Below are 23,601 nucleotides of genomic sequence, written 5' to 3' on the forward strand. Positions count from 1 at the left end.
TTCGCCGGCGATCCGGCGGGCAAATCACGGCAATTTGCATGGCTTTACCGTGTTTTCCGGAAACCTGCCCTGCCAGCTCCTGCGATCCTGCCATCGATGACCTGGGTCACCGATGTCCATCCTCCTGTTTCAAACGCGTCGCCCCACTCCCCAGCAGCTACTCATCAGCCCCTGGCGACGGCTGCCCATCCTCATCCCGCCGCAGCGGCACCGCCGGTCTGGCGCTTGAGCCATTCCTTGCGTTGCATCAGCTCGCGATAGCGGTTGCGCTCTTCCTCGGTGCGCAGGTTCGAGGTCACCAGCATCTGCATCTCCTCGTCGAGGGCGCGGATCCTGGCCTGGCGGATGGCGCCGGCCATTTCGGCCCGCACCACATCGAATTCGGATTCCGATTCGGCCGCGATTTCCGCGATCATCGAATCGAACTCGGGGCCGCCCTCGCGCAGATGCTCGACCAGGGCCGCGAAATTGGCCTGCTCGCCCATGCTCTGGGCGGCGCCGACCAGTTGTCCGAGCATCTCGGCCTGGTCCGGAGCGATGCGGGCAATGGCCTCCAGCGCGCCGGCATCCAGGTCGGCCGACAACTGCGGATGCGCCACCAGCAGGCGCATGATCTGGCGCGCCAGGCCGACCGGCGCGGTACGCTTGCTGCGCGGCGGTGCGGCGCGTACGCGGGCGACCGGTTTTTCCAGTTCAAACAATGCCTCAAGCTCGGCCGCGGTTGACTGCGTGGCCTGGGCGATGCTGCGCACGATCTGCAGGCGCAAGGCCGATGCCGGCAGGGCCTGCAGCATGGGCTTGGCCGCAAACTGTGCATGGGCGCGGCCTTCCGGGGAGCGCAGGTCGTTCTCGCCGATGATTTCCCGCAGCAGGAACTGCGACAACGGCAGCGCTTCGCGAATCTGTTCCTCGAAGGCCGGGGCACCCATCTCGCGCACGTAACTATCGGGGTCGTGCTCCTTGGGCAGGAACAGGAACTTGATGGTCTTGTTGTCCGAGGCATACGGCAGGCAGGCTTCCAGCGCGCGGCGCGCGGCACGGCGGCCGGCGTTGTCGCCGTCGAAGCTGAAGATCACCTGGTCGGTCTGGCGCAACAGCTTTTGCACGTGGATCGGGGTGCAGGCCGTTCCCAGCGTGGCCACCGCTTGCGGGAAGCCCAGTTGGGCCAGCGCCACCACATCCATATAACCTTCGGTCACCAGCGCATAGCCGGCCTCGCGAATCGCCTGGCGCGCCTCGAACAGACCGTACAACTCGCTGCCCTTCTGGAACAGCGGGGTTTCGGGCGAGTTCAGGTACTTGGGTTCGCCCCCATCCATCACGCGACCGCCAAAGCCGATCACCTGGCCCTTGGTATTGCGGATGGGGAACATGACGCGGCCGCGGAAGCGGTCGTAACGCTTGCGGTGGGCGCCGCCCTCTTCGCTCTTGTCGATCACCAGGCCCGATTCGACCAGGGCCTCGTTCTCGTAATCGGGGAAGACCTGACGCAGGCTGTCCCACTCGTCGGGCGAATAGCCCAGGCCGAAGCGGGCGGCAATCTCGCCGGTCAGGCCTCGCCCCTTGAGATAGTCGATGGCGATCTGGGCGCCGCGCAACTGGTGCCGGTAAAAGTCATTGGCGCGCGTCATCACATCCGACAAGGCCATGCTCTTGGCCTGCTTTTCCTGGCGCTGGGCCAGGGGGATGCTGTCTTCGCGCTCGGGCACCACCATGCCCACGTTCTGGGCCAGGTCCTTGACCGCTTCCACGAAGCCCATGCCGGAATACTCGATCAGGAAACTGATCGCGGTACCGTGCGCGCCACAGCCGAAGCAGTGATAGAACTGCTTGGTCGGGCTGACGGTGAAGCTGGGGGATTTCTCGTTGTGGAAGGGGCACAGGCCCATGAAGTTGGCGCCGCCCTTCTTCAGCTGCACGTAACGTCCCACCACGTCGACGATGTCGACGCGGTTGAGCAGGTCCTGAATGAACGACTGTGGAATCACCTGGGTTGCGGACGAATGGACGGAGCCAGTGGCAGGAAGAGCGGCAGACCGATCAGGACGCCAGCGCGGCCTTGACCAGCGCGGACACGGCCGTCATGTCGGCACGACCGGCCAGCTTGGGCTTCAACACGCCCATGACCTTGCCCATGTCCTGCGGACCGGCGGCACCCGTGGCGGCCACGGCAGCCTGCACCTCGGCCTTGATCTCGTCATCCGACAGGCTGGCCGGCATGTAGGCCGCCAGCACCGCCAGCTCGGCCTTTTCGATGTCGGCCAGATCCTGGCGACCACCGGCTTCGAACTGGGAGATGGAATCCTTGCGCTGCTTGACCATCTTGTCGATGATGGCCAGCACGTGGGCGTCGGTCAGTTCGACGCGTTCATCGACTTCCTTCTGCTTCATCGCGGCGGTCAAGAGGCGGATGGTGCCCAGCTTGCCCATTTCCTTGGCGCGCATGGCCGCCTTCATGTCTTCCGTGATCTGCTCTTTCAAACCCATGGGGTACTCCGAAGATGAGGTGGATGAGTATTCTGCAATCTGGCGCCATCCCGCATCCAGTGTTCCAGGCGGCAAGACGGCCACCTGTCATAGGATCGTAGAACATGGATGGGCTTATCGCCAGCCCGAATCGCTGCCTTTGCTTCATATCTGGGGTTTCAGAGAAGAAAATCCAGGACAGGCAGGCTCAAGGCGACGAACCAGCAAACAAATGAGGAAAAAAGCGAAAACCCGCTGCGGACCAACACCGGAGCGGGTTTACACATCGGCCGCACCTGGGCGCGGCAGAAAATTCTTAGTACAGCTTCTTCGGCAGCTGTTGGCTGCGGATGCGCTTGTAATGACGCTTCACGGCAGCAGCCAGCTTGCGCTTGCGCTCAGCGGTCGGCTTTTCGTAGAACTCGCGTGCGCGCAGTTCGGTCAGCAGACCGGTCTTCTCGATGGTGCGCTTGAAGCGACGCATTGCAACTTCGAACGGCTCGTTCTCTTTAACGCGAATAGTGGTCATGTAAATTCAAACCAAAAAGGTTAGGTTGGATAGCAAAGAAAGCGATTGTAGCAGTACTGACACCCGATTGGAAGGCCAAACGTGGCATTTTTTCCACCCCGTCAGTAAAAAACGGATAAGAATCAGTCACTTATCACAGTCAAGATGATGCTTCACCTGAAGTCAAGGGAAGCGGACGAAAAATTCCGCCCTTGCTATCTACAACGTCAGCAACCTCACCACCAACTTCGCCTCACACCGCCGAACCGGCCGCCACACCCGAGGCCCAGGCCCACTGGAAGTTGTAGCCACCCAGCCAGCCGGTGACGTCGGTGGCCTCGCCGATGAAATGCAGGCCCGGCACCTTGTTGGCCATCATGGTCTGTTGTGACAGCTCGCGGGTATCGACGCCGCCCAGGGTGACCTCGGCCTTGCGATAGCCTTCCGAGCCGCTGGGGACGATCACCCAGCGGTTCAGGGAGTCGCCCAGCTTCTTGAGTGCCTTGTCCGGCATGTCGGCAATGCGCGCGCCGGCATCGAAGCCATGGATCTGGAGCCAGCCCTCGGCCAGGCGGTTGGGCAGCCATTGCGCGAGCAGGTTGCCCAGGTTCTTCTTGAGCGTCCCCTTGCCCTCGATCAGGGTCTCGGCCACATCCAGTTGCGGCAGCAGGTTCAGGGTCAGCGGCGCGCCCGGCTTCCAGAAGCTGGAAATCTGCAGGATGGCCGGACCGGACAGGCCACGGTGGGTGAACAGCAGGTCTTCCAGGAAATAACCCCGCTCCTTCTTCACTCCGGTTTCCACTTCCACCTCCAGGGCGATGCCGGCCAGCTCCACCAGCGATTGCCAGCCCTTGCCATCGAAGGTCAGAGGCACCAGCCCCGGGCGCGGCTCGATCAGCTTGAGATCGAACTGGCGGGCGATGCGGTAGGCAAAATCGGTGGCGCCGATCTTGGGAATGGACAGTCCGCCGGTGGCGATCACCAGGCTCGCCGCCTGGATTTCGCCGGCACTGGTGGCGATGCGGAACAGTTCGCCGCTCTTGCCGACCTCATGCACCGTGCAGGGCATGCGCCAGCTGACGTTGCCGGTCTCGCATTCGGCCTTGAGCATGGCGATGATGTCCTCGGCTGAATCGTCGCAGAACAGCTGACCCTTGTGCTTTTCGTGAAAACCGATGCGGTGGCGCTTGACCAGTCCGATGAAGTCCTGCGGGGTATAGCGCGACAGGGCGCTGCGGCAGAAATGCGGATTCTGCGAAAGATAATGCTGCGGTCCTGCGCCCACATTGGTGAAATTGCAGCGGCCGCCCCCGGAGATGCGGATCTTCTCGGCCAGCTTGCCGGCATGGTCGATCAGGACCACGCGCCGGCCACGCTGGCCGGCCACGGCGGCGCACATCATGCCGGCCGCGCCGGCGCCGATGACGGCGACATCAAAATGCTTGGGGGAATGGTGGCTCATGCTGGCTCCGGCACGCATCTCGGTGCAGCCCGAGGTCGCTTCAAAAGCCGTGATTGTCGGCGATCCCGGCCCTTGCGCACAAGAGCCAGGAAACAACGATCACAAAGACAAGGGGCCGGCATCTTGCGACACCGGCCCCCGGCCTTCTCGCCGCCGTCCCGTGTGCTCTGCAATCACCCGGGCGGGCGGACACCTCAACGTCAGCTCACCGGCTCGCGGTGGAAATCAGGGATATCGTCATATCGGTTACTGGAAATACGGCGGCGGCTCCACGCCCATCCACAACTCCGAGGACAGCCGCATCATGTCATTGAGCGATCCGCGCTGGGCGAACATCTGGCGCAGCCAGTTGGCGTCCGAGAGCCGGTCATGCGCAATGCGACGCAGGCGCACGATGGTCTGGTGCTCGGCCTCGTTGGCCACGTAGGGTTCCAGCAACTGCAGCTGCTGCAGCAGATGTTCGAAGATGGGCAGCTTGCGCGACTGCGAAGGCGTGGCGCCATGCAATGCCAGCTGACCGTTCAGGCCAAAGCGGCTGGCCTCGAAACGGTTGAACTGGTACAGCAGATAAAAATCGTCACCCACCACGAACGGCCGTTCGGTCAGGATCCAGCGTGCCAGCAGCTGGGCATAGGCGCCCAGGTGTGCCGCATGCTCGATGGTCAGGGGCGTATCGCAGACGCGGATTTCCACGGTGCCGTATTCCGGCTTGGGACGGATGTCCCAGTAGAAATCCTTCATGCTGGCGATGATGCCCATCTGGTGCAACTCATCGTAGTAGGTCTCGAACTCGGCCCAGCGGGTGTGGACCGGGGCCGTGCCCGACAACGGGAAGGCGCGTACCACATTGCTGCGTGAGGAATCGAACTTGGTATCGGCACCCTGGTAGAACGGCGACGCCGCCGAGAGTGCGATGAAATGCGGCACGTAACGCGAGAAGCCGTGCGTGAGGTACAGCGCATCGTCGCCATTCTCCACCCCGATGTGGATGTGCTGGCCGAACACCGTGAAGGTCTTGGCCAGGTAGCCGTATTTCTCGTGCAGGTAATGGAAACGCTCGCTGGGCGTGATGCGCTGTTCATTCCAGTGCTGGAAGGGATGCGCACCACCGCCGGAGACGTCGATGTTGAGGTATTGCGCGCCCTTGTTCAAGGCGGCGCGCAAGCCCTTGAGCTCTTCGATCAGTTCATCGACGCGGGTATGGATGCCCGAATTGAGCTCGATCATGCCCTGCGTCATTTCCAGCTTGATCTGCTTTTGCAGGTCGCGCGGCTCGATCCAGTTCAGCAGATCGACCGCATCGCTGGCCAGGTTGTAGTTGCGGCGGTTGACCAGTTGCAGTTCCAGCTCGATGCCCATGGTAAAGGGCGTGGAGGAACCGAACGGCAGGATGCCGGCGCTGCCCTGCGGACCGGCCACATGGGCCTGGCTCGCAGCGGCGTCTTGTTCATTGCGGATCAGTGTCTCGGTATTCATTCGCGTCCACTCTCTCCAGATTTGATCAGGGCAAACTGTGTCGCCACCGGTCCCAGGAATTCCAGGACCACCATGCTGCCCGCCAGCAGCGGCAGCACATTGGCCGTGGTGTGCGGGTACAGCGAAGACACCGTCTGCATCAGGCCCACGCCGACCTCGGTCATGGGCAGGGTACCCAGCGTGAGCAGGCCGGCCTGGCGCCAGTTCATGCGTGCAAAGCGCGCGAACAGGAAGATGCCCAGCCCCATCGCCAGGAAGCGGGCAGCGATCAGGATCAGCACCGAGAAGCCCAGCAGGCCCAGGTCCGACAGCTTCATCGAGGCACCCACGGTGACGAACAGCATCACCACGAACAGCTCATTGGCGACACCGAATTCCAGCTCCATCAGATCGAACTGGCGATCCAGGTTCTTGGAGAGGATGGCGAAGATCAGCATGGTCAGCATCACCGGCAGGTGCAGCGCATGCGCCACACCGATGGCCAGCGCGATCACCGAGATCACCAGCACGAACTGCGAGCTGTTCTCGCGACCCAGCAGGCGTGCCAGCGGCATCATCAGCCAATAGGTCAGGTAGGCCAGGACCGCCGAGCCCACCAGCGAATACAAGGTGTGCTGGATCAGCGTAGCCACGGGCGTGCCGGCCTCGTGCGCGATCACCGGCAAGAGCGCATAGGCGGCCAGTACGGCGACGAAGTTGTTCAAGGCCGTCATGGCGGCGAGCCGCCGTGTGACCTGGCCTTCGGCCTTGAGGTCGCGCAATACCACCAGCACCACGGCCGGAGCCGTAGCGATGGCCATCACGCCACCCAGCAGCGCCATCACCGAATCGGTACCGAACCAGGTCAGCGCAATGCTGACGAAGCCGAAGCACAGCACCGCCGACACGGCCACGGTGATCATCAACCACTTCTCGCGACGCAGCCAGCCGATATCGACATAGCGACCCAGCTGATACACCACCAGTGCCACGGCGATGTCGGCAAAGATGTTGGTGACCTTGAGCACTTCGCCCGAAAGCAGGTTGAAGCCGCCCGCACCGAGCAGGAAACCGACCAGCAGATAACCCGTGATGCGTGGCACCCATGGGGACTTGGAAACTACGTAGCCCGCGATCAGCCCGAACAGCAGCAGACCGCCGAATACCAGCAAGGCATTCCATTGCAGCGTCTGTGCGAGGGTGAAAGACGGAAGAGCCCACTCCATATCTCCTCCTGTAGAACGATTAGGTTGTTGGAACCGCGCCCGGTGCGGGGACCGGACGGGGACCATGCGTAGATCGCATGAGCGTGCAAGCGTGCGAGCGTGGATAGCCGGATCGGCCTGGCGATGCATGACTACCCGATGCGATCGGCCCCGGATTGATCAACGCGGATTTACTAACAAAACCACGTTGCCAACAATCACGGAGCACCGAAGATATCACTCTTGCCCTCTGCGATGATCTTTTTTATCTTACAACGGAAAATTTAAACTTCCTGATTTGATGTTTATTGAATTTCTGGAACTTATCCGAAGCGCATGGAGTGGATGACGGTAGTTGGGGGAGCCTCAATGTTCCACCAGCGTGCCATCAGCGGTAATCAGCGCAGACCTGATTCGCATGTCAGAAAAGACCGACACGAGCGCGCTGCGATAGCGCGCCAGCTGTGCGGCGTAATCGGCGCGTTCGCTATCGAGCAGGCGCCGCTTGTAGTCGAGCACCCAGACTTCATCCTCGAACATCACGACCCGGTCCAGGCGCATCACGCCGCTGGTGGAAACGATCTCCATCTCGTTGCGCGCCCAGCGGTGCAGGGCCGGATTGAAGAAGCGTTCCAGTTGCGGCTGCGCCAGCATCTGGCGCGCCTGCGCATGCACCACCTGCGCCATCTCTGCCGACACACCCAGCCAGCGCACCAGCACCGGGGGCGCGGGCAGTGCCAGCGGCCAGGCCTGGGCATGGGTCAGGCGTTCCAGCAACGCGTGCAGGGCCACGCCTTCGTCGATGGCTTCGCTGGCGACCAGGGTGCCGTCTTCGGCCACGACGGTCGGCGTTTCAGCCTCGCCAGTGCCAGAGCCAGTGCCCGCACCGAACAGCGACAACGGGACCGGCCGCGGCTCGAACAGCGACAGCTCGAAGCGCTCTTCCAGCGCTGCCGCCTGCGCGCCCTGCACCGCCTCCTCGCTGATCTCGCGTACCGGGGCATCGCTGGCGAAGAGGCGCTCGTACCAGCTACCTGCCACCACACCGCCCTCCCCGGCGCCACGGGTGCCGGCCACGCCCGACACCAGCAGCAATTGCTTGGCGCGGGTGACGGCGACGTAGAGCAGGTTCCAGTCTTCCTGCTGACGCAGGGCATCCTCTTCGTCGAACAGGCGCTGACGCGCCGCACCTCGTTCGCTACGACGGCCGAAGGCGGAGAAATGCGTCGGCGCATCCTGATCCTGCGGCCATTCGCAGATGATGCCCAGGTTGTCTTCCACCGATTCGCTGTGATTGGCATCCAGGATCGCCACCACGGGCGCCTCCAGCCCCTTGGCGCTGTGTACGGTGAGGATGCGCACGGCATCGGCGCTGGCATCCACGCTGGCCTCGTCGGGCGCATCGCCACCGGCACTGCGCTGCAACACGCGCAGCGCGTCGATGAACTTGGGCAGGCTGGGATAACGTCCGGCATCCATGTTCAACGACAGCTCGACGAAGGCGGCGATATTGCCCAGGGTCTGGCTGCGCGTCAGCGGCGAGGCGTACTGGGCATAGCGCGCAACCAGGTCGCCCTGGTGCAGGATCATGTCCAGCAGATCATGCACCGGCAGGTGCGGCGCCGCCTGCAGCCAGCGTTGCAGCATACCCGTCGCGCGCACCAGCGCGGCCGAGGCCACACCTTCCTGCTGCATGGCCAGCATGTGCTGCCACCAGTGGCCGCCATCGGCCTGTGCGGCACGGCGGGCGATCTGTACCAGATCGTCGTCGGCCGCGCCGATGATGGGACTCTTGAGGACGTGCGCCAGCGCCCGCGTGTCGTTGGGGGTGATGAGGAAGGTCAGCAGCGCGATCAGGTCGGCGATCTCCAGCGACTCCAGCAGACCACCGCGCTTGTCCGAGATGAAGGGGATGCCGGCCGCGCGCAAGGCACTTTCATAGGCCGCCAGGTGGCTGCGCTTGCGCACCAGCAGCATGATGTCGCTCCAGCGCATGGGCCGGGTCGACTTGCCCTCCACCACCGGCACTTCGCGGCTGGCCTTGAGCAGCGCCTGCGCCAGCGCCTGCCCCTCCAGCAGGCGACGGGCATCGTCTTCCTCGCCGCGTGCCGTGGTCAGTGGATTGCGCCAGGCGATCACGGGCGCCGGGTCACTGGCGTCGGCGTCCTCGTCGTTGACGTTTTCTGCACCTTCCTCCTGCCGCACCAGCGGCAGCCGCCACACCTCGCCTCCCTCCAGGCCCAGCGTGGTCTGCTGGGCGAACAGCGGATTGCCGCCGCGCACGAATGAGCGATTGAGCACCTCGACCACAGCACTGGCATTGCGCCGCGTCTGGTTGGCGCGCAGCACGGCCGCGCCCTGCGCGCGCAACAGGTCACGCGCCGCCACGAACACCCGGGGCTCGGCGCGCCGGAAGCGATAGATCGATTGCTTGGGGTCCCCCACCACGAACACGCTCGGTTGCGCCGCATCGCCACCATAGGCACGCAGCCAGGAACGCACGATGCTCCATTGCAGCGGGTTGGTGTCCTGGAATTCGTCCAGCAGGATGTGCTTGTAGCGGGCATCCAGCCGGGTCTGCAGGTAGGCGGCGCTGGCCTCGTCGTTGAGCAGGCGATAGGCCTGCCATTCGAGGTCGGCGAAGTCCAGCACGCGCTGTTCCGATTTCACTTCCTGATAGCTGTCGAGATAGGCGCGGCCAGCGATGAAGAGGGCGCGGTTGAGCTGCAGCACCTGCTTTTCCTTGCTGCGGCCCTGCAACTTGCGCAACTCGGTGCCGACGGCATTGAATTCGCTGTCGAAGGCCTCCAGCGCGGCATCTTCGCTCACCTGGAAATGCTGCACCACTGCCGCCAGCAGGGATTTCACCTTGCCGTTCTTGCGCGGCTTGTCCTTGTCGTCGAAGAACTGGCTGTACAGCGCGTCGAAGTGCGCCAGCGCCGGCCCGGCGGTCAGCGCAGATTCGATGGCCACGGCCCGGGTCTTGTTGGCGGCACCGCCCTGCCCCAGCAGGATGGCGATACGACTGGCGCGGTCCACCAGGGCAGCGTCATCCCACAACGACAGTCGCGCGTCGCGCAGCGCATCCTCGCCGCACAGGGCTTGCAGCCACAGCAGCGGGGTCGGCGTATCAATCTCTTCACTGTCGTCGCCATCGTGCTGGGTCGCGGCCCACCATTCGGCACGCTTGTCGATGAAGGCGTCCAGCAACTGGCGGGCATTGAAGTCGCCAGCCAGTTCATACAGTTCCAGCAAGGCAGCCTTGATGCGCTCGCCCTCGGGATTGCGCAGCTTCTGCATGAAGCGGCGATAGGCCTCGTCCAGCAGCTCGCCATTCTTCTCGGTCAGGGTATAGCCATGCGGCACGCCCGAGGCCAGCGGCGCGATCTGCAGCAGGCGTGCAAACCAGCTATGGAAGGTGTCGATGGACAGGCTCTGTTCGGAAGACAGGATGCGCTCATACAGGCCGCGCGCCACCGGCAGCAACCGCGACAGATCGGCCTCGACCACGCCGCGCTCGCGCAGCAGTGCGGCGGCCCCGGCCTCATCGGCCAGCGCCAGTTCATGCAAGAGCTCCATCAGGCGTTCGCGCATTTCCTGCGCGGCCTTGCGGGTGAAGGTGATGGCCAGCAGTTCAGGCGCCTGGGCGCCCGAGAGCAACAGGCGCAGCATGCGTGCCACCAGCAGCCAGGTCTTGCCGCTGCCGGCGCAGGCTTCCACCACCACCGAGTGGCGCGGATCGCAGGCGGCGCGGGTGAACTGGGCGGCCTCGACGGCCCTGCCGTCGATCTCATAGGCCGCCGGAGCGGGTTTCTTCATCTCGCCGGTGCTCACAGCCAGGCTCCCTTGCGGCAGAGGCCGCGCATATCGCAGTACTGGCATACCGATTCGATGCCATTGGCCGGTAGCGGCGCGCCCTGCGCCACCTGATGCAGGGTGGTGGTGATCTGTTGCTTGAGCATGTCTTGCTTGCGGAGGAAATCGGGGGCAGCGGCGTCGCCGGTCTTCTTGTCGCTGCCCAGTTCAAGGGCCACGTAATGGGCGTGTTCTATTGCGCCGCCGGCCAGCAGGCCATAGAAGGCCAGTTGATGATCATCCTCTTCCTTGACCTTCTGCCTGAGGCTGGCGACGCTGCGGGTCTTGTAGTCCAGCAGAGCGCGCTCGCCCTGCGCATTCTCATCCACCCGATCCAGGCGACCATACAGTTCGATGCCGCCATCCTGCCAGGACAGCGCTTGCGACTGCGACTGCTCACCGAAGACGAACTGCCAGCCATCGGCCTCGCGTTCATTGGCCCAGAGCAGGTAGGCCGGCATCACCTTCTGCCAGCGGGCGTGGAAGGCCAGCGCCGCAGGATGACGCTGCATCTCGCGCTGGAACACCTCTTCCGAGATGCCGGCCAGCAGAGCGGGACGTGCCGCCAGCGGCGTGGCCTGCTCACGCAGGTGGGCGTGGTAGCGATGCAGGATTTCATGCAGCCAGCTGCCGTAGTCGCGTTTTTCGGGCAGGTCGGAGAGCTCGTCCATCACTGCCACGCGCAACATGCGCGCCGCGAAGAACTGGTAGGGGCAGGCCAGGAAACTGCCGAAGCCGCTGGCCGACAGGCTGGACGGCAACAGCTCCGGCGCGCTCGGTGCCGGCATGGATGAACGCTGCGCCTGCAGCTTGCGCAGCGGCGCCTGCCAATGCACATTGCGCAACGGCGCCATGCCTTGCTGCGCCAGCTTCAGTTCCAGGCGCTGTATCCAGGGGCTGACCGGGTTGGGTTCTCCGTCCTGATGGGTCTGCCAGCACAGCACCACCTCGGGATTCACGCACAGCAGTTCGGTCAGGTCGCGCAGTTGCTGGCGCTGGCGTTCGGCGCGCGTGACCAGGTTCAGTTCGCGCCGTACGGCATTGGAAAAGAACAGCGTTTCCTGCGGTGGCGATGGCAGGTGCGCGGCATCGGCACCGATCACGAGTACCGCATCGAAGCGACGCAGGCGGGCGCCATTGAGCGGCAGCATCACCACCCGCCGGTCCTTGATGGGCGGCATGTAGGAAGTGGCATCGAGGCGCAGGTTCAGCAGTGCACGCCATTCGGCAAAGGAGAAACTGTCTTCCAGGCCGCCTTGTCCGGCGGCGATGTCGTCCAGCATCAGGAGGCATTGTTCGCCCGCGCCATCGTCGCGCAATGCGTTCTCCATGCCCAGGGCCTGACACAGGGCGCGCTGGGTGTCACACCATTGCGCCAGGGTCTTGCGACCGCCGAAACGGGCGGCCTGGCGGGCCAGCAAGGTGATGCAGGCGAGGTCGGCACCATCCTCCGCCTGCGCGAAGGCCGATTGCAGGGCTTGCCAGTCACCGGCGATATTGGCGCGACGCAGGCGGGCTTCGATGCGCATGACGCGATCGGCGCGGTCCGGGTCATCGGGAAAGACGAAGGGCGACTTCAGCAGGTCCAGCAGGGCATTGGTCTCGCCACGGGCCGACACCAGGTCGTTCCAGGCCGCCAGCGCGGCAGCGGCGCGGGTGGTGGACAGCTTCCAGCCGGTCTCGTCGGCCACGGCCACTTCGGCGCGTTCCAGCAGGGCGCGCAGACGGCGTGCGGTGACCCGATCCTGGGCGACGATGGCGATCTCGCCCTTGCCCTGCTCCAGCCAGCGCAGCACGATCTGTGCGCTCTGCACGGCAGCACTCTCCAGGTCCGGCGCCGGACAGAGCAGCGGGAGCGGCAGCGGCAGCGCGGCAGCCTTGGCCGGGGCCGGGTCCGGCAGGGAGGCCGGTTCGAGGAAGGCCGGCGGTACGCCTTCATCCCCGGCCACCAGTTCTTCCCATGCCGCCAGATAGACCGGATGCAATGGCGCGATGGCCTGGCGGCTCCAGTCGAGGGTGACGATGCGTACCGGCTGATGCCTGGCATAGGTGGCCAGGAAGGCCGCGTCCAGCGGTTCCGGGGCAGTGGGGCTGACCCACACCAGCGGCAGGCTGGCGCGTTCGGCCAAGGCCAGCATGGCGTCAAAGCGCTGCACGATGCGGTCGTTGGCATCCAGTTGGGTCTTCCAGACCTGCCACACCAGCGCGGCCTCGTCGGACAACATGCCATGCGCCGACGGCGCCAGCGGTTCCAGCAGCTGGGCCAGGGCCTGCGCCCAGCGGCCGACAGCGGCCTGCTCACCCTCGGCGCTGGCACGGATCTCGGGCAAGAGCGCCAGCGTCAGCTCGTCCGACAACGCCAGCAGGGTGTGTGCCAAGGGCAGGAGATCGGCATTGCGACGCGCGGAAAACATCTTCTTCAACCAGCCGTGCTCGCGCAACTGGGCGTAGAGCTGCATCAGGCGTTCGCTCTCGGACGGCGGCGCGCTCTCGCCCGGGACCTGCATGGCCAGCAAACCCGAGAGGGTATTGATGCGCGGTGCGATGAAGGGCCGGCGCAGTTCGCGCGCCAGCGCCGCCTTGAAGTTCTGCGCGTGGGAGAAGGCCGGCACCATCAGCTGCACACCCGAGAAATCCAGCGCTGCGGCGGCCTGCGTCTCGCTGTGCAGGGCCTGGCCCAGTGGCTGGCCTTCGCGCAGCAACAGACGCACGGCCTGTTGCCAGAAGTCGGGAGTGGGAGCGATCGGGACGGTGGCTGACAGCATGCGTTCTCGGGATTGAATCAGGGCGATTGAGGAAACCAGGGCGCCAGCTCAGGCCACATCAGGCGAGCACGAGGCGCCTTCCAGGGCTGGCGGCGATTGTATTTTTCTCTCGAAGCAAGAGATATTTTCAATCGCAGTGCGCCCCGGACTGCTGCGCATTGTATGCCAGCAGGTCCTGGCGCTTGCGCATTTTTTGCCGGCAGATCGCCTGCAAAGCCGCGTCGGCACTCGTCGGCCAGCCTGCAGCCGGCGTGAGGACGAGACACAACAAGCCAGGGCCGCTGCGTCTACACATTCCCTCAAAATGGGTTATGATTGTTCCTGTACCCCGCCGCTTACCCCTGCCGCGCTTCAAATACAACTTGAATCGGCGCGCAACGACTCCACGTAGATCAAGCAACTCCGGAAGCGTTGATGGCTCACGCCAGGCATGATGGTATGTGTCCACCGGCGCTAATTGACTACTTACTAGACCTCCCTCATACCGAGGAAATGCCATGAGCGAACATATCAAACATATTACCGACGCCTCCTTCGAAGCTGACGTGCTGAAGTCCGACAAGCCCGTGCTGGTTGATTTCTGGGCCGAATGGTGCGGTCCCTGCAAGGCCATCGCCCCGATCCTGGAAGAAGTCGCCAAGGAATACGACGGCAAGCTGCAGATCGCCAAGCTGGATGTGGATTCCAACCAGGCCATTCCGGCCAAGTTCGGCATCCGCGGCATCCCGACCCTGATCCTGTTCAAGAACGGTGCAGCCGCAGCCCAGAAGGTCGGCGCACTGGCCAAGGGCCAGCTGGTTTCGTTCATCGACAGCAACATCTGATGTAATATCCGACGGCGGCGCGCTCGCGCTGCCGTCTGTCCGGCACAACAGGCCGGGCTTGACCCCAGACTCACACCACGCAATTCCCTCCCCCACCTTTACTTATCCCGTCCCGGGACACTCATATGCACTTATCAGAACTAAAAGCGATGCACGTCTCTGCCTTGCTGGAAATGGCAATCAGCCTGGACATCGAGAACGCTGCGCGCCTGCGCAAACAGGAGTTGATGTTTGCCATCCTGAAGAAGCGCGCAAAATCAGGAGAACAGATTTTTGGCGATGGCGCCCTGGAAGTGCTGCCTGACGGCTTCGGCTTCCTGCGCTCGCCCGACGCCAGCTACATGGCGTCCACCGACGACATCTATATCTCGCCTTCGCAGATCCGCCGTTTCAACCTGCACACCGGCGACTCCATCGAAGGTGAAGTGCGCACGCCCAAGGACGGCGAGCGCTATTTCGCCCTGGTCAAGGTCGACAAGGTCAACGGCGAACCGCCGGAAGCCTCCAAGCACCGCATCCTGTTCGAAAACCTCACCCCGCTGCACCCCAACAAGCTGCTGCAGCTTGAGCGCGAGATGCGCGGCGAGGAAAACATCACCGGCCGCATCATCGACCTGATCGCCCCGGTCGGTCGCGGCCAGCGCGGCCTGCTGGTGGCCTCGCCCAAATCGGGCAAGTCGGTGATGCTGCAACACATCGCCCACGCCATCACCACCAATCATCCGGACACCGTGATGATCGTGCTGCTGATCGACGAACGCCCGGAAGAAGTGACCGAAATGCAGCGCTCGGTGCGCGGCGAAGTGGTCGCCTCCACCTTCGACGAACCGGCCACGCGTCACGTGCAGGTCGCCGAAATGGTGCTGGAAAAGGCCAAGCGCCTGGTCGAAATGAAGAAGGACGTGGTCATCCTGCTGGACTCGATCACCCGCCTGGCACGCGCCTACAACACAGTCATCCCGGCCTCCGGCAAGGTGCTCACAGGCGGTGTGGACGCCAACGCCCTGCAGCGCCCGAAGCGTTTCTTCGGCGCGGCGCGCAATGTGGAAGAAGGCGGCTCGCTGACCATCATCGCCACCGCCCTGATCGAAACCGGCTCGCGCATGGATGACGTGATCTTTGAAGAATTCAAGGGTACCGGCAACATGGAAGTCCACCTGGAGCGTCGCCTGGCCGAGAAGCGCGTCTACCCCGCCATCAACCTCTCCAAGTCCGGCACCCGCCGTGAAGAGCTGCTGATCAAGCCCGACCAGCTGCAGAAGATCTGGGTGCTGCGCAAGCTGATGTACGACATGGACGAGATCGAGGCGATGGAATTCATCCTCGACAAGATGAAGTCCACCAAGAACAACGCCGAGTTCTTCGACATGATGCGTCGCGGCAACTAAACGCATCACTGCATCATCCGGTCATCCACCGGCGAAACGGCATGCCTGCTTGCAGACATGCCGTTTTTCATTGCATCAGGAGCAATGCAATCGCAATACGATCCGCGTCCATGAACCCGAAAAACCACGTCCGGACCGGCCAGGGCACTGCGCACCTTGACCCAAGCTCCTGATTTGATTGTATAATTTCGGACTTTTCCAAACCGGCAAGTGATCATCAATCGGGTCAAGAAGCAGGGCGACCGACGAAGTGGCGATTGGCTACCAAACTACTCTTGAGGCAATCATGAAAGAAGGCATCCACCCGGATTACCGCGAAGTCCTGTTCCACGACGTGTCGAACGACTTCAAGTTCATCACCCGCTCCACCATCGGCACCCGCGAAACCGCTGAGTTCGAAGGCAAGCAATATCCCCTGGTGAAGATCGAAGTTTCGGCTGAATCGCACCCGTTCTACACCGGCAAGCACAAGATCGTCGACACCGCTGGCCGCGTCGAGAAGTTCCGCCAGAAGTTCGGTTCCGTCGGTTCGAAGACTGCTGTCTCGAAGGCGTAATCAGTACTTCCCTCAGAAAAGGCAGCTCCGGCTGCCTTTTTTGTTTTGCATGGCCGTGGTGCCGGCACGATGCAGTGGGCGGGTTCCACGCCACAGCACCACAGCAACAGAGCAACACCGCATGCACCAGGATGTAGCAGTCAGAAACAACTATTTACTGTGATTTCCTGCACAATAGGGCCTGCAAAAAATATCCGCCGCCCCATGCAGCGGCGAGCGCACAGCCAAGGCCTGTGCCCCACCCCAATATCGCAGTACAGAACAAGAGCAACAACATCTTGATGAAGCCCGTCCGTCTTCCAGCAGCAGCCACCCATGCGCTTCCGCGCATGGCACTGCTTGCGCTCGCCCTCCTGTATATCCTGCCCGGCCTGATCGGCCGCGACCCCTGGAAGAACGAGGATGCCACCAGCTTCGGCATCATGTGGACCATGGCGCACGGTGTGCTGGCCGACTGGCTCACGCCCAATGTGGCCGGCCTGCCGCTACCGGCGGAAAGTCCACTGGCCTACTGGTTCGGGGCGATCTGCATCAAGCTGTTCGGCTGGCTGCTCGGTGACCCGCTGGCGGCGCGCATTTCCACCATCGGCTGCTTCCTGGTCGGTTCGCTCTCGATCTGGTACACCACCTACCTGCTGGGCCGTCGGCCCGAGGCACAACCGCTGAAACTGGCCTTCGGTGGCCAGCCCGAACCCAAGGACTTCGGCCGCACGCTGGCCGATGGCGCCTTCCTGATCTATCTGGGTTTCCTCGGCCTGCTGTTGCATAGCCACGAAACCAGCCCCAAGACCCTGCAGATCGCGCTGGTGGCCTACGCCATGTACGGCGCAGCCCGCGTGTTCGATGCCGGCAAGCTGCGCCACGCCTTCTGGCTGGGCCTGGCGCTGGGCATGCTGGTGCTGACCTATGGCTGGCTGCTGCCGGCCGGCGTGCTGATCGCGCTGCTGGTGCTGGCGCTGGTCCGCAAGGATGGCCGCGCACTGCGCCTGGCAGCACTGGTATCGCTGCCGCTGGCCCTGCTCATGAGCGCTGCCTGGGTATTGGCGCTGCGCCGGCTCATCGGCGACGACGCTGCCGGCCAGTTCGATCTCTGGATGAGCTGGAACATCTACCAGTTGAATCGCCCCACCCTGGCCACCCTCGCCTTCCTGGGCAAGTACGGTGTCTGGTTTGCCTGGCCGGCCTGGCCCTTCGCCGGCTGGGCGCTGTATGCCTGGCGCCGCCAGCCGGGTTCGCTGCACATCGCGCTGCCGCTGGCCTTCCTGATTCCGATCACGCTGCTGGTGCTGATGAACGTGCATCACGAAGAAGGCATGTTGCTGCCGCTGCTGCCAGCGCTGGCCATCCTGGCCGCCTTCGGCCTGCCGACCATGAAGCGTGGCGCCATCAATGCGGTGGACTGGTTCTCGGTGATGACGCTGACCACCTCGGCCGCCTTCATCTGGATCGGCTGGATCGCCAAGGAAACCGGCTGGCCGGCGCAGATCGCGCGCAATGCCTACAAGCTGGCACCTGGCTTCAAACCCGGCTTCGCCTGGATCTCCCTGGCCATCGCCATCGCCGCCACCATCGCCTGGATCGTGGTGGTGCACTGGCGCATCTCGCGCCGCCCCTCGGTACTGTGGCGTGCCGTCGTGCTGTCTTCGGGAGGGGTGATCCTGTGCTGGGTGCTGCTGATGACGCTGTGGCTGCCCTGGGTCAACTATGGCAAGAGCTATGCGGGCGTGGCCGAGCAGATCGAATCCAGGCTGGGCTCGGTCAAGCAATGCGTGCAGACCAATGTCGGCCCGGCGCAGCGCGCCTCCTTCGCCTACTTCGGCAACGTGCGCTTCGCCGACGAACGTGACCAGAGCTGTGATTACCTGCTGCTGCAGGATGACATCAGCAATCAGGATGCCTCACTCATGCTGCGCCAGTACCCCGGGTCCTGGCGCATGGTGTGGGAAGGTCGCCGGCCGTCGGACCGCGATGAACGCTTCCGTCTCTATCGTCGCGCCGGTCGCTGAAGACCGGCCTGGTACTGCTGATATCGCTGATATTGCTGAGACTGCCCCCCTTGCACATCTGCCCCTAGCCCCCCCCCCCCGCGTGACCACCGAACTGCCCGCCCTCTCCTCCCGCCACCACGTCGGCCGCATCGCGCGGCTGGCCTGGCCACTGCTGGTCGGCCAACTGGCACTGATCGCCAATGGCGTGATCGATACCGTGATGGTGTCGCGCTTCTCGGCGCTGGATCTGGGTGCACTGGCACTGGGGGTATCCATCTACGTGAGCGTGTTCGTGGGTCTGTCGGGCGTGCTGCAGGCCCTGCAACCGACCATCGGCCAACTGTTCGGCGCCGGCCGGCTGGACGACATCGGCAACGAGGTCAAGCAGGGCATGTGGCTGGCGGTACTGCTGTCCATCGTGGGGTCGCTGGTGCTGATGTTCTCGCCGGTATTCCTGGCCTTCGCCAAGGCCTCGCCGGAACTGGTGGAAAAGGCCACCCTGTATCTGCGCATCGAGGCGCTGGCGCTGCCGGCGACGCTGTTCTTCCGTGTCTATTCGGCGCTCAACACTGCACTGGCGCGACCCAAGATGGTCATGGCCATCCAGCTCTGCGGCCTGTTGCTGAAGCTGCCGCTGAACGCCCTGCTGATCTTCGGCGGCCTGGGCCTGCCCGCCTTCGGCGGCCCCGGCTGCGCCATCGCCACCACCCTGATCGCCTGGCTGATGATGATCGCCGCCTGGTTGCTGGTGGCGCGACTGCCCTACTATCGGCCACTCAATCTGTTCGGCAGCGGCTTCGTCGCCCCCTCCTGGAAAGCCCAGGGCAAGCTGCTGCGCCTGGGTGTTCCGATCGGCATGTCCTACTTCATCGAAGTCACCGCCTTCACGCTGATGGCGGTCTTCATCGCGCGCCTGGGCGCCGTGCCGGTGGCCGGCCACCAGATCGTAGGCAACGTCGGGACCGTGCTCTACATGCTGCCGCTGTCCATCGCCAGCGCCACCAGCACCCTGGTAGCCCAGGCCATCGGCGGCAACAACATGCAGGAGGCGAAGAAAATCGGACGCGCCGGCATCCGCCTGGCGGTCTCGCTGTCGGTGGTGATCGGGATGGTCGTCTGGTTCCTGCGTGAGCACATCATCCACGCCTACACGCCCGATCCGGTGATCATCGGCGCGGCGCTGCCGCTGTTCCTCTACATCGCTTTCTACCAGTTCTTCGATGCGATGCAGGTAACCACCGCCTTCGTACTGCGCGCCTACAAGGTCGCCGTGGTCCCCACCGTGATCTATGCGCTGACCTTGTGGGGCGTAGGCCTGGGCGGAGGCTACCTGCTGGGTCTCGACCCGCTGGGCTGGACCCCGGCCGCGCTGCGCGGACCGGCCGGCTTCTGGGCTGCCAACAGCCTCAGCCTGGGTCTCGTGGCGGTGGGCCTGCTGGCCTACCTGCGCGTGATCCAGCGACGCGCTGCCAGGGGCGAACTCAGGATCTGAACGCGCCGCCGGCAAACAGATCGTCGTTGCTGGCGTTGACCAGCCCTGGCACCGTGGGAGCCTCCGCCGGCCGTCCCAGCAGGAAGCCCTGTACCTGGTCGCAATGCAGCAACTGCAGCTCGCGCAATTGCCCTTCCGTCTCCACCCCTTCGGCCACCACCTCCATCTGCAGTGCATGTGCCAGCGCGATGATGGCAGCGACGATGGCGCGCCCGGAGTGATCTTCCAGGTCCAGGCGCGAGGTAAAGAAGCGATCGATCTTGACCTGGCGGCAGTGGAACTGCGCCAGGTAGGCCAGGCTGGAATAACCGGTGCCGAAATCATCGATGGCGATGTCAAAGCCCAGCGATTGCAGCTCGCGCACCACTTGTGTGGTGCGTTCCACATCCTTCATGGCGGCGGTCTCGGTGATCTCGAACATCAGCCGCTGCGGTGCGATGCCGGCCGCGCCGACCATGGCGATGATGCGCTCCACCAGATCGGCGCGCATCTGCAGCGGCGACAGGTTCAGTGCCACCTTGACCGGCTTCATGCCCGCCCCGTCCCAGCGCGCGATCTGGCAACACACCGCCTGCAGCACCCAGTCGCCGATGGCGATGATCTGGCCCGAGCGCTCGGCGATGGGGATGAATTCCGCGGGCGCCATCTCGCCCAGCTCCGGGTGGTTCCAGCGCAGCAGAGCCTCCAGCCCGGTCAACTCCTTGCTGGCACCGCGATACTTGGGCTGGAAGTGCAGGCGGAACTGCTGCTGTTCGATGGCCTGCTGCAAGGCCTGGCGCACCTGCAGGTGACGCATCGCGCTGGCATGCATGGCCGGTTCGAAGAAGCGATAGGTATTGCGCCCGCTCTGCTTGGCCTCGTACATGGCGGCATCGGCATTCTTCATCAGGGCATCGGCCGATTCGCCGCTATTGGGATAGACCGCGATGCCGATGCTGGAGGTCACGCGCAGGGTCGCATCCTCGATCTGGAAATCCAGGCGCAGCGCGGCCAGGATGTTTTCCGACAGCTGCTCCACCACCTCCGGCGAGGCCAGATTGCTCATCACCACCACAAACTCGTCACCACCGATGCGCGCCACCATGTCCTCGCCGCGGATGCAGGCGCGAATACGCTGGGCCACCGCCACCAACAGGCCATCGCCCACCGCATGGCCGAGTGAATCATTGATGGCCTTGAAACCATCCAGGTCCATGAACAGCACCGCAAAGGGCCGGCCATTGCGCCGCGCCACCTCCACCGCGTGCTGGATGCGATCGGCCAGCAGGGCGCGATTGGGCAGCCCGGTCAGCACGTCGTGGGTGGCGAAGTGCAGCAGCTTGTCATTGGTACGGCCGACGATCTTCTTCAGGACCTGGTTGCGCTGCACGCCGCTGACCACCAAGGCCATGGCCATGGCCAGGAAGGCCAGGAACACCAGGCCATTGACCAGGTGCTCGCGGGTGATACCCTCCAGCACCTGGCTCTGTGCCTGCGGGCCGATCATCACCGCGCGCAACCCGGCCGCAGCCGAGGACACCAGTCCGGCCCCGACCAGCAGTGCAGCCAGTACCCGCCGCGTCTGCTGCGAATTGAGCGAGCCGGTCATGGGCTTGCGACCATTGCTGGCCGAAAACAGGGTCACGATGAACACCGCCACCACCTCGGTCACGACCAGCGCCACGACCAGCAGGATCGTGTGATACAGCAGCGGCGGCTGCAGCGTCATGGCCTTGAGCGCGATATGGAAGGCCGCATTGAAGGCCGCACCCATGGCGAGACCGCCGATGACCAGGCGGGTCGGGTGCGGACGCCGCAGCCCCGTCAGGTGCATCAGATAGAAGGCGCTACCCATGCACAGCAGCAAGGACAGCGCCACCAGCCTGGCATCGAAGTTGATCGCGATGCTGATCTGCAGCGACGCCACCGTAAGCAGCATGGCGCCCCAGACGCCCACGCCGAACACGGCCGCCCCGACCGACAGCCACAGCCGCCGGTGCTGCGCCTCCTGCAGCACGATGCGCTCGGAAACCTCCAGCGCGGCATAGGCGGAAAGGCTGGCGACCAGTAAGGCAAAGGCCAGCAGCAGGAAATGAAAGGAACCTGACATCGTCGAACCTGGGCTAGGTTGCGCATCTTCCATGCGGGCGATCGCTGGGAGCCCGCAAGCATCTGCGCCTGCACGGTATCGCGGCCATCCCGCCCGCCACTGCAGCCACCGGTGCAAAGCGCACGGCGGGCGGCGGAGCGTCAGTCGATCCACCGTTGCATGCCAACGGGTCGCCGCGGTCCTTTCCGGAGCAGTGCCTGAGCTTGCCTGGAGGCGCCGCAAGGGCGCCGGCAAGGCGGCAGGAACCGACCCGGGAAACCTCAAAAAGTTACGTAACCAGAACGTACCACAGGGATGCTGCTGACTTCTTTGATTTATTCGTCTTGTTTCAACCAGCGTGCTGCTTGTCTGCCCGGCGCTACCGGGTCCATGCCACGCCCCATGGGAAGGAGCGTATTTTCAACCTGCTTCCCCATCCCCACCAGGTGGGAAGTTAATCGGTTATTCACCACCGCATTGAATTTGTTTTTCGGTGAGGCGCTATTCTAGCGCGCTTCTGCGCCGATGTGCCGCGCTGCGGCATGCATGGCGCGTCGGATGTGCTGTCTCGCGGCGGATACATCCCCTGAAAAAATCTGGCTGCGCGGCTCACATGCGATGCATCTGGACTGACAATAAGCGCCGTAGATCACCGGCGCGCAGCATGGTTGACCAGGGCGCCATTGCGGTGACATGCACCGCGAGAGCGTCCGGAAGACAGTCCCAGGCACGTACCTGAAGTGGCCTGATGACCTGACATCCACATGCCCGCAGCGCGCCGTGATCGACGAAACGGTTGTCCCACCATCGCATCGGAGACCTGCGCATGGCCCCCTTCCCGTTCGGCGCAAAGCCGCGACCGATCTGCCTTTCCGGCATCCCGCGAGGATCTCGCGCAGGGCGATGGCGAGGCTTTCCTGACCAGTGAGCATAAATCACGTTTGCTGCGTAACTCACCCCAAATGCAAACGTACCCCGGAAAGCGCTACGTCAAAGTACCTTCGAAACCATGGAAACCGCCAATCAAAAATTCGCAAAGCGCTTGCGCACCGCGATGGAAAAAGCTGGATACGAACCCAAGCCCGCCGTTCTGGAACGGGAATTCAATCTGCGGTACTGGGGCAAACCGATGACCCTGCACGGCGTACGACGCTGGTTGCTGGGCGAGTCGATGCCCAAGCAGGACAAGCTGGAGACGCTGGCCGAATGGCTCATCGTCACTCCCCAGCACCTTCGTTTCGGCGAAGAGATCGGCAAGCGCATCGACAAGCGCCGCGCCCGCTGGGAAGAAGCCATCGGCTACCGCGAGCGCGAAGCCTTCGAGGCCTTCATCAATCTGCCGGCGCCCCAGCGCAAGATCGTCAAGGAAGTGATCTTCGCCTTTGCCCAGATTGCCGCCCACGCACCGGAAAAGCTCGTGGCAGCCGCCAAGACCACCGCCCGCCGCCGTCCGCGCACCTGAGCCCAGCACTCCCAAGTCCCTCCGAATCACGATCCCGACTCCCCAGGGATCTTCATCCGGGCCTTTTTCCGCCTGCCCTATTGGCCGCATTGCCGGCATTTCTTCCC

At 63.8% G+C, this 23,601-nt stretch carries 15 protein-coding genes; 6 read left to right on the forward strand and 9 right to left on the reverse strand.

Going from position 1 to position 23,601, the window contains the following annotated elements; genetic code table 11:
- Positions 1-191: 191 nt before the first annotated feature.
- From dnaG to BTM36_RS17815, 8 genes are all read right to left on the reverse strand, one after another.
- Positions 192-1,988 (reverse strand): DNA primase, encoded by a 1,797-nt coding sequence (dnaG, locus tag BTM36_RS17780; RefSeq protein ID WP_077237336.1) that lies wholly within the window; start codon positions 1,986-1,988, stop codon positions 192-194.
- Between the two features lie 52 nt (positions 1,989-2,040).
- A complete protein-coding gene (locus tag BTM36_RS17785) occupies positions 2,041-2,487 on the reverse strand; it encodes a GatB/YqeY domain-containing protein (RefSeq protein WP_006462950.1) in 447 nt (148 codons plus the stop codon).
- Positions 2,488-2,782: 295 nt separating this feature from the next.
- Positions 2,783-2,995: a 30S ribosomal protein S21 gene (gene rpsU, locus BTM36_RS17790; protein WP_006462949.1), complete on the reverse strand. Its 213-nt coding sequence runs from the start codon at positions 2,993-2,995 to the stop codon at positions 2,783-2,785.
- A 232-nt stretch (positions 2,996-3,227) separates the two neighbouring features.
- The gene (locus tag BTM36_RS17795) at positions 3,228-4,436 is read right to left on the reverse strand and encodes an NAD(P)/FAD-dependent oxidoreductase (RefSeq protein WP_077237337.1); all 1,209 of its coding nucleotides are present in this window, start codon (positions 4,434-4,436) and stop codon (positions 3,228-3,230) included.
- Between the two features lie 246 nt (positions 4,437-4,682).
- Positions 4,683-5,912 (reverse strand): YbdK family carboxylate-amine ligase, encoded by a 1,230-nt coding sequence (locus BTM36_RS17800; RefSeq protein WP_006462947.1) that lies wholly within the window; start codon positions 5,910-5,912, stop codon positions 4,683-4,685.
- Complete coding sequence (locus BTM36_RS17805; protein WP_006462946.1) at positions 5,909-7,117, reverse strand: cation:proton antiporter; 1,209 nt, start codon at positions 7,115-7,117, stop codon at positions 5,909-5,911. The genes BTM36_RS17800 and BTM36_RS17805 overlap by 4 nt, the downstream gene beginning before the upstream one ends.
- A 345-nt stretch (positions 7,118-7,462) precedes the next feature.
- Positions 7,463-10,915, reverse strand: coding sequence for an exodeoxyribonuclease V subunit beta (locus BTM36_RS17810; protein ID WP_174616879.1), 3,453 nt, complete (start codon positions 10,913-10,915; stop codon positions 7,463-7,465).
- Positions 10,916-10,926: 11 nt separating this feature from the next.
- Positions 10,927-13,716, reverse strand: a complete 2,790-nt coding sequence (locus BTM36_RS17815; protein ID WP_077237338.1) for a PD-(D/E)XK nuclease family protein — start codon at positions 13,714-13,716, stop codon at positions 10,927-10,929.
- A gap of 497 nt (positions 13,717-14,213) precedes the next feature.
- Between BTM36_RS17815 and trxA the strand changes: the two genes are divergently transcribed.
- The 5 genes from trxA to BTM36_RS17840 all read left to right on the forward strand — a co-directional run bounded on the left by trxA (position 14,214) and on the right by BTM36_RS17840 (position 19,964).
- Positions 14,214-14,540, forward strand: a complete 327-nt coding sequence (gene trxA, locus BTM36_RS17820; RefSeq protein WP_006462943.1) for a thioredoxin TrxA — start codon at positions 14,214-14,216, stop codon at positions 14,538-14,540.
- A gap of 125 nt (positions 14,541-14,665) precedes the next feature.
- Entirely contained in the window at positions 14,666-15,928 is a 1,263-nt protein-coding gene (rho, locus tag BTM36_RS17825; RefSeq protein WP_006462942.1) for a transcription termination factor Rho, read from the forward strand.
- Positions 15,929-16,214: 286 nt separating this feature from the next.
- Positions 16,215-16,484 carry a type B 50S ribosomal protein L31 gene (locus BTM36_RS17830; RefSeq protein WP_006462941.1) on the forward strand — a complete coding sequence of 90 codons (270 nt, stop codon included), beginning with the start codon at positions 16,215-16,217 and terminating at the stop codon, positions 16,482-16,484.
- A gap of 281 nt (positions 16,485-16,765) precedes the next feature.
- Positions 16,766-18,490 (forward strand): glycosyltransferase family 39 protein, encoded by a 1,725-nt coding sequence (locus BTM36_RS17835; protein WP_077237464.1) that lies wholly within the window; start codon positions 16,766-16,768, stop codon positions 18,488-18,490.
- An 82-nt stretch (positions 18,491-18,572) separates the two neighbouring features.
- Complete coding sequence (locus tag BTM36_RS17840; protein WP_077237339.1) at positions 18,573-19,964, forward strand: MATE family efflux transporter; 1,392 nt, start codon at positions 18,573-18,575, stop codon at positions 19,962-19,964.
- Here BTM36_RS17840 and BTM36_RS17845 read toward each other — a convergent pair.
- Positions 19,954-22,053 (reverse strand): bifunctional diguanylate cyclase/phosphodiesterase, encoded by a 2,100-nt coding sequence (locus BTM36_RS17845; RefSeq protein WP_077237340.1) that lies wholly within the window; start codon positions 22,051-22,053, stop codon positions 19,954-19,956. The genes BTM36_RS17840 and BTM36_RS17845 overlap by 11 nt on opposite strands.
- Positions 22,054-23,041: 988 nt before the next feature.
- On the opposite strand from BTM36_RS17845, the gene BTM36_RS17855 reads away from it, so the two are divergent.
- The gene (locus BTM36_RS17855; RefSeq protein ID WP_006462937.1) at positions 23,042-23,494 is read left to right on the forward strand and encodes a hypothetical protein; all 453 of its coding nucleotides are present in this window, start codon (positions 23,042-23,044) and stop codon (positions 23,492-23,494) included.
- The last annotated feature ends 107 nt before the right edge of the window (positions 23,495-23,601 follow it).

The sequence above is a fragment of the Herbaspirillum sp. VT-16-41 genome (assembly GCF_001994935.1).
Classification (GTDB): domain Bacteria; phylum Pseudomonadota; class Gammaproteobacteria; order Burkholderiales; family Burkholderiaceae_D; genus Herbaspirillum; species Herbaspirillum frisingense.

Bases quoted from the DNA above. Each gene is read 5' to 3' on its own strand.
- BTM36_RS17855 (WP_006462937.1), top strand. From the start codon at position 23,042: ATGGAAACCGCCAATCAAAAATTCGCAAAGCGCTTGCGCACCGCGATG.
- BTM36_RS17785 (WP_006462950.1), bottom strand. From the start codon at position 2,487: ATGGGTTTGAAAGAGCAGATCACGGAAGACATGAAGGCGGCCATGCGC.
- BTM36_RS17800 (WP_006462947.1), bottom strand. From the start codon at position 5,912: ATGAATACCGAGACACTGATCCGCAATGAACAAGACGCCGCTGCGAGC.
- BTM36_RS17845 (WP_077237340.1), bottom strand. From the start codon at position 22,053: ATGTCAGGTTCCTTTCATTTCCTGCTGCTGGCCTTTGCCTTACTGGTC.
- BTM36_RS17805 (WP_006462946.1), bottom strand. From the start codon at position 7,117: ATGGAGTGGGCTCTTCCGTCTTTCACCCTCGCACAGACGCTGCAATGG.
- BTM36_RS17830 (WP_006462941.1), top strand. From the start codon at position 16,215: ATGAAAGAAGGCATCCACCCGGATTACCGCGAAGTCCTGTTCCACGAC.
- BTM36_RS17835 (WP_077237464.1), top strand. From the start codon at position 16,766: ATGAAGCCCGTCCGTCTTCCAGCAGCAGCCACCCATGCGCTTCCGCGC.
- BTM36_RS17815 (WP_077237338.1), bottom strand. From the start codon at position 13,716: ATGCTGTCAGCCACCGTCCCGATCGCTCCCACTCCCGACTTCTGGCAA.
- BTM36_RS17795 (WP_077237337.1), bottom strand. From the start codon at position 4,436: ATGAGCCACCATTCCCCCAAGCATTTTGATGTCGCCGTCATCGGCGCC.
- rho (WP_006462942.1), top strand. From the start codon at position 14,666: ATGCACTTATCAGAACTAAAAGCGATGCACGTCTCTGCCTTGCTGGAA.
- rpsU (WP_006462949.1), bottom strand. From the start codon at position 2,995: ATGACCACTATTCGCGTTAAAGAGAACGAGCCGTTCGAAGTTGCAATG.
- trxA (WP_006462943.1), top strand. From the start codon at position 14,214: ATGAGCGAACATATCAAACATATTACCGACGCCTCCTTCGAAGCTGAC.
- BTM36_RS17810 (WP_174616879.1), bottom strand. From the start codon at position 10,915: ATGAAGAAACCCGCTCCGGCGGCCTATGAGATCGACGGCAGGGCCGTC.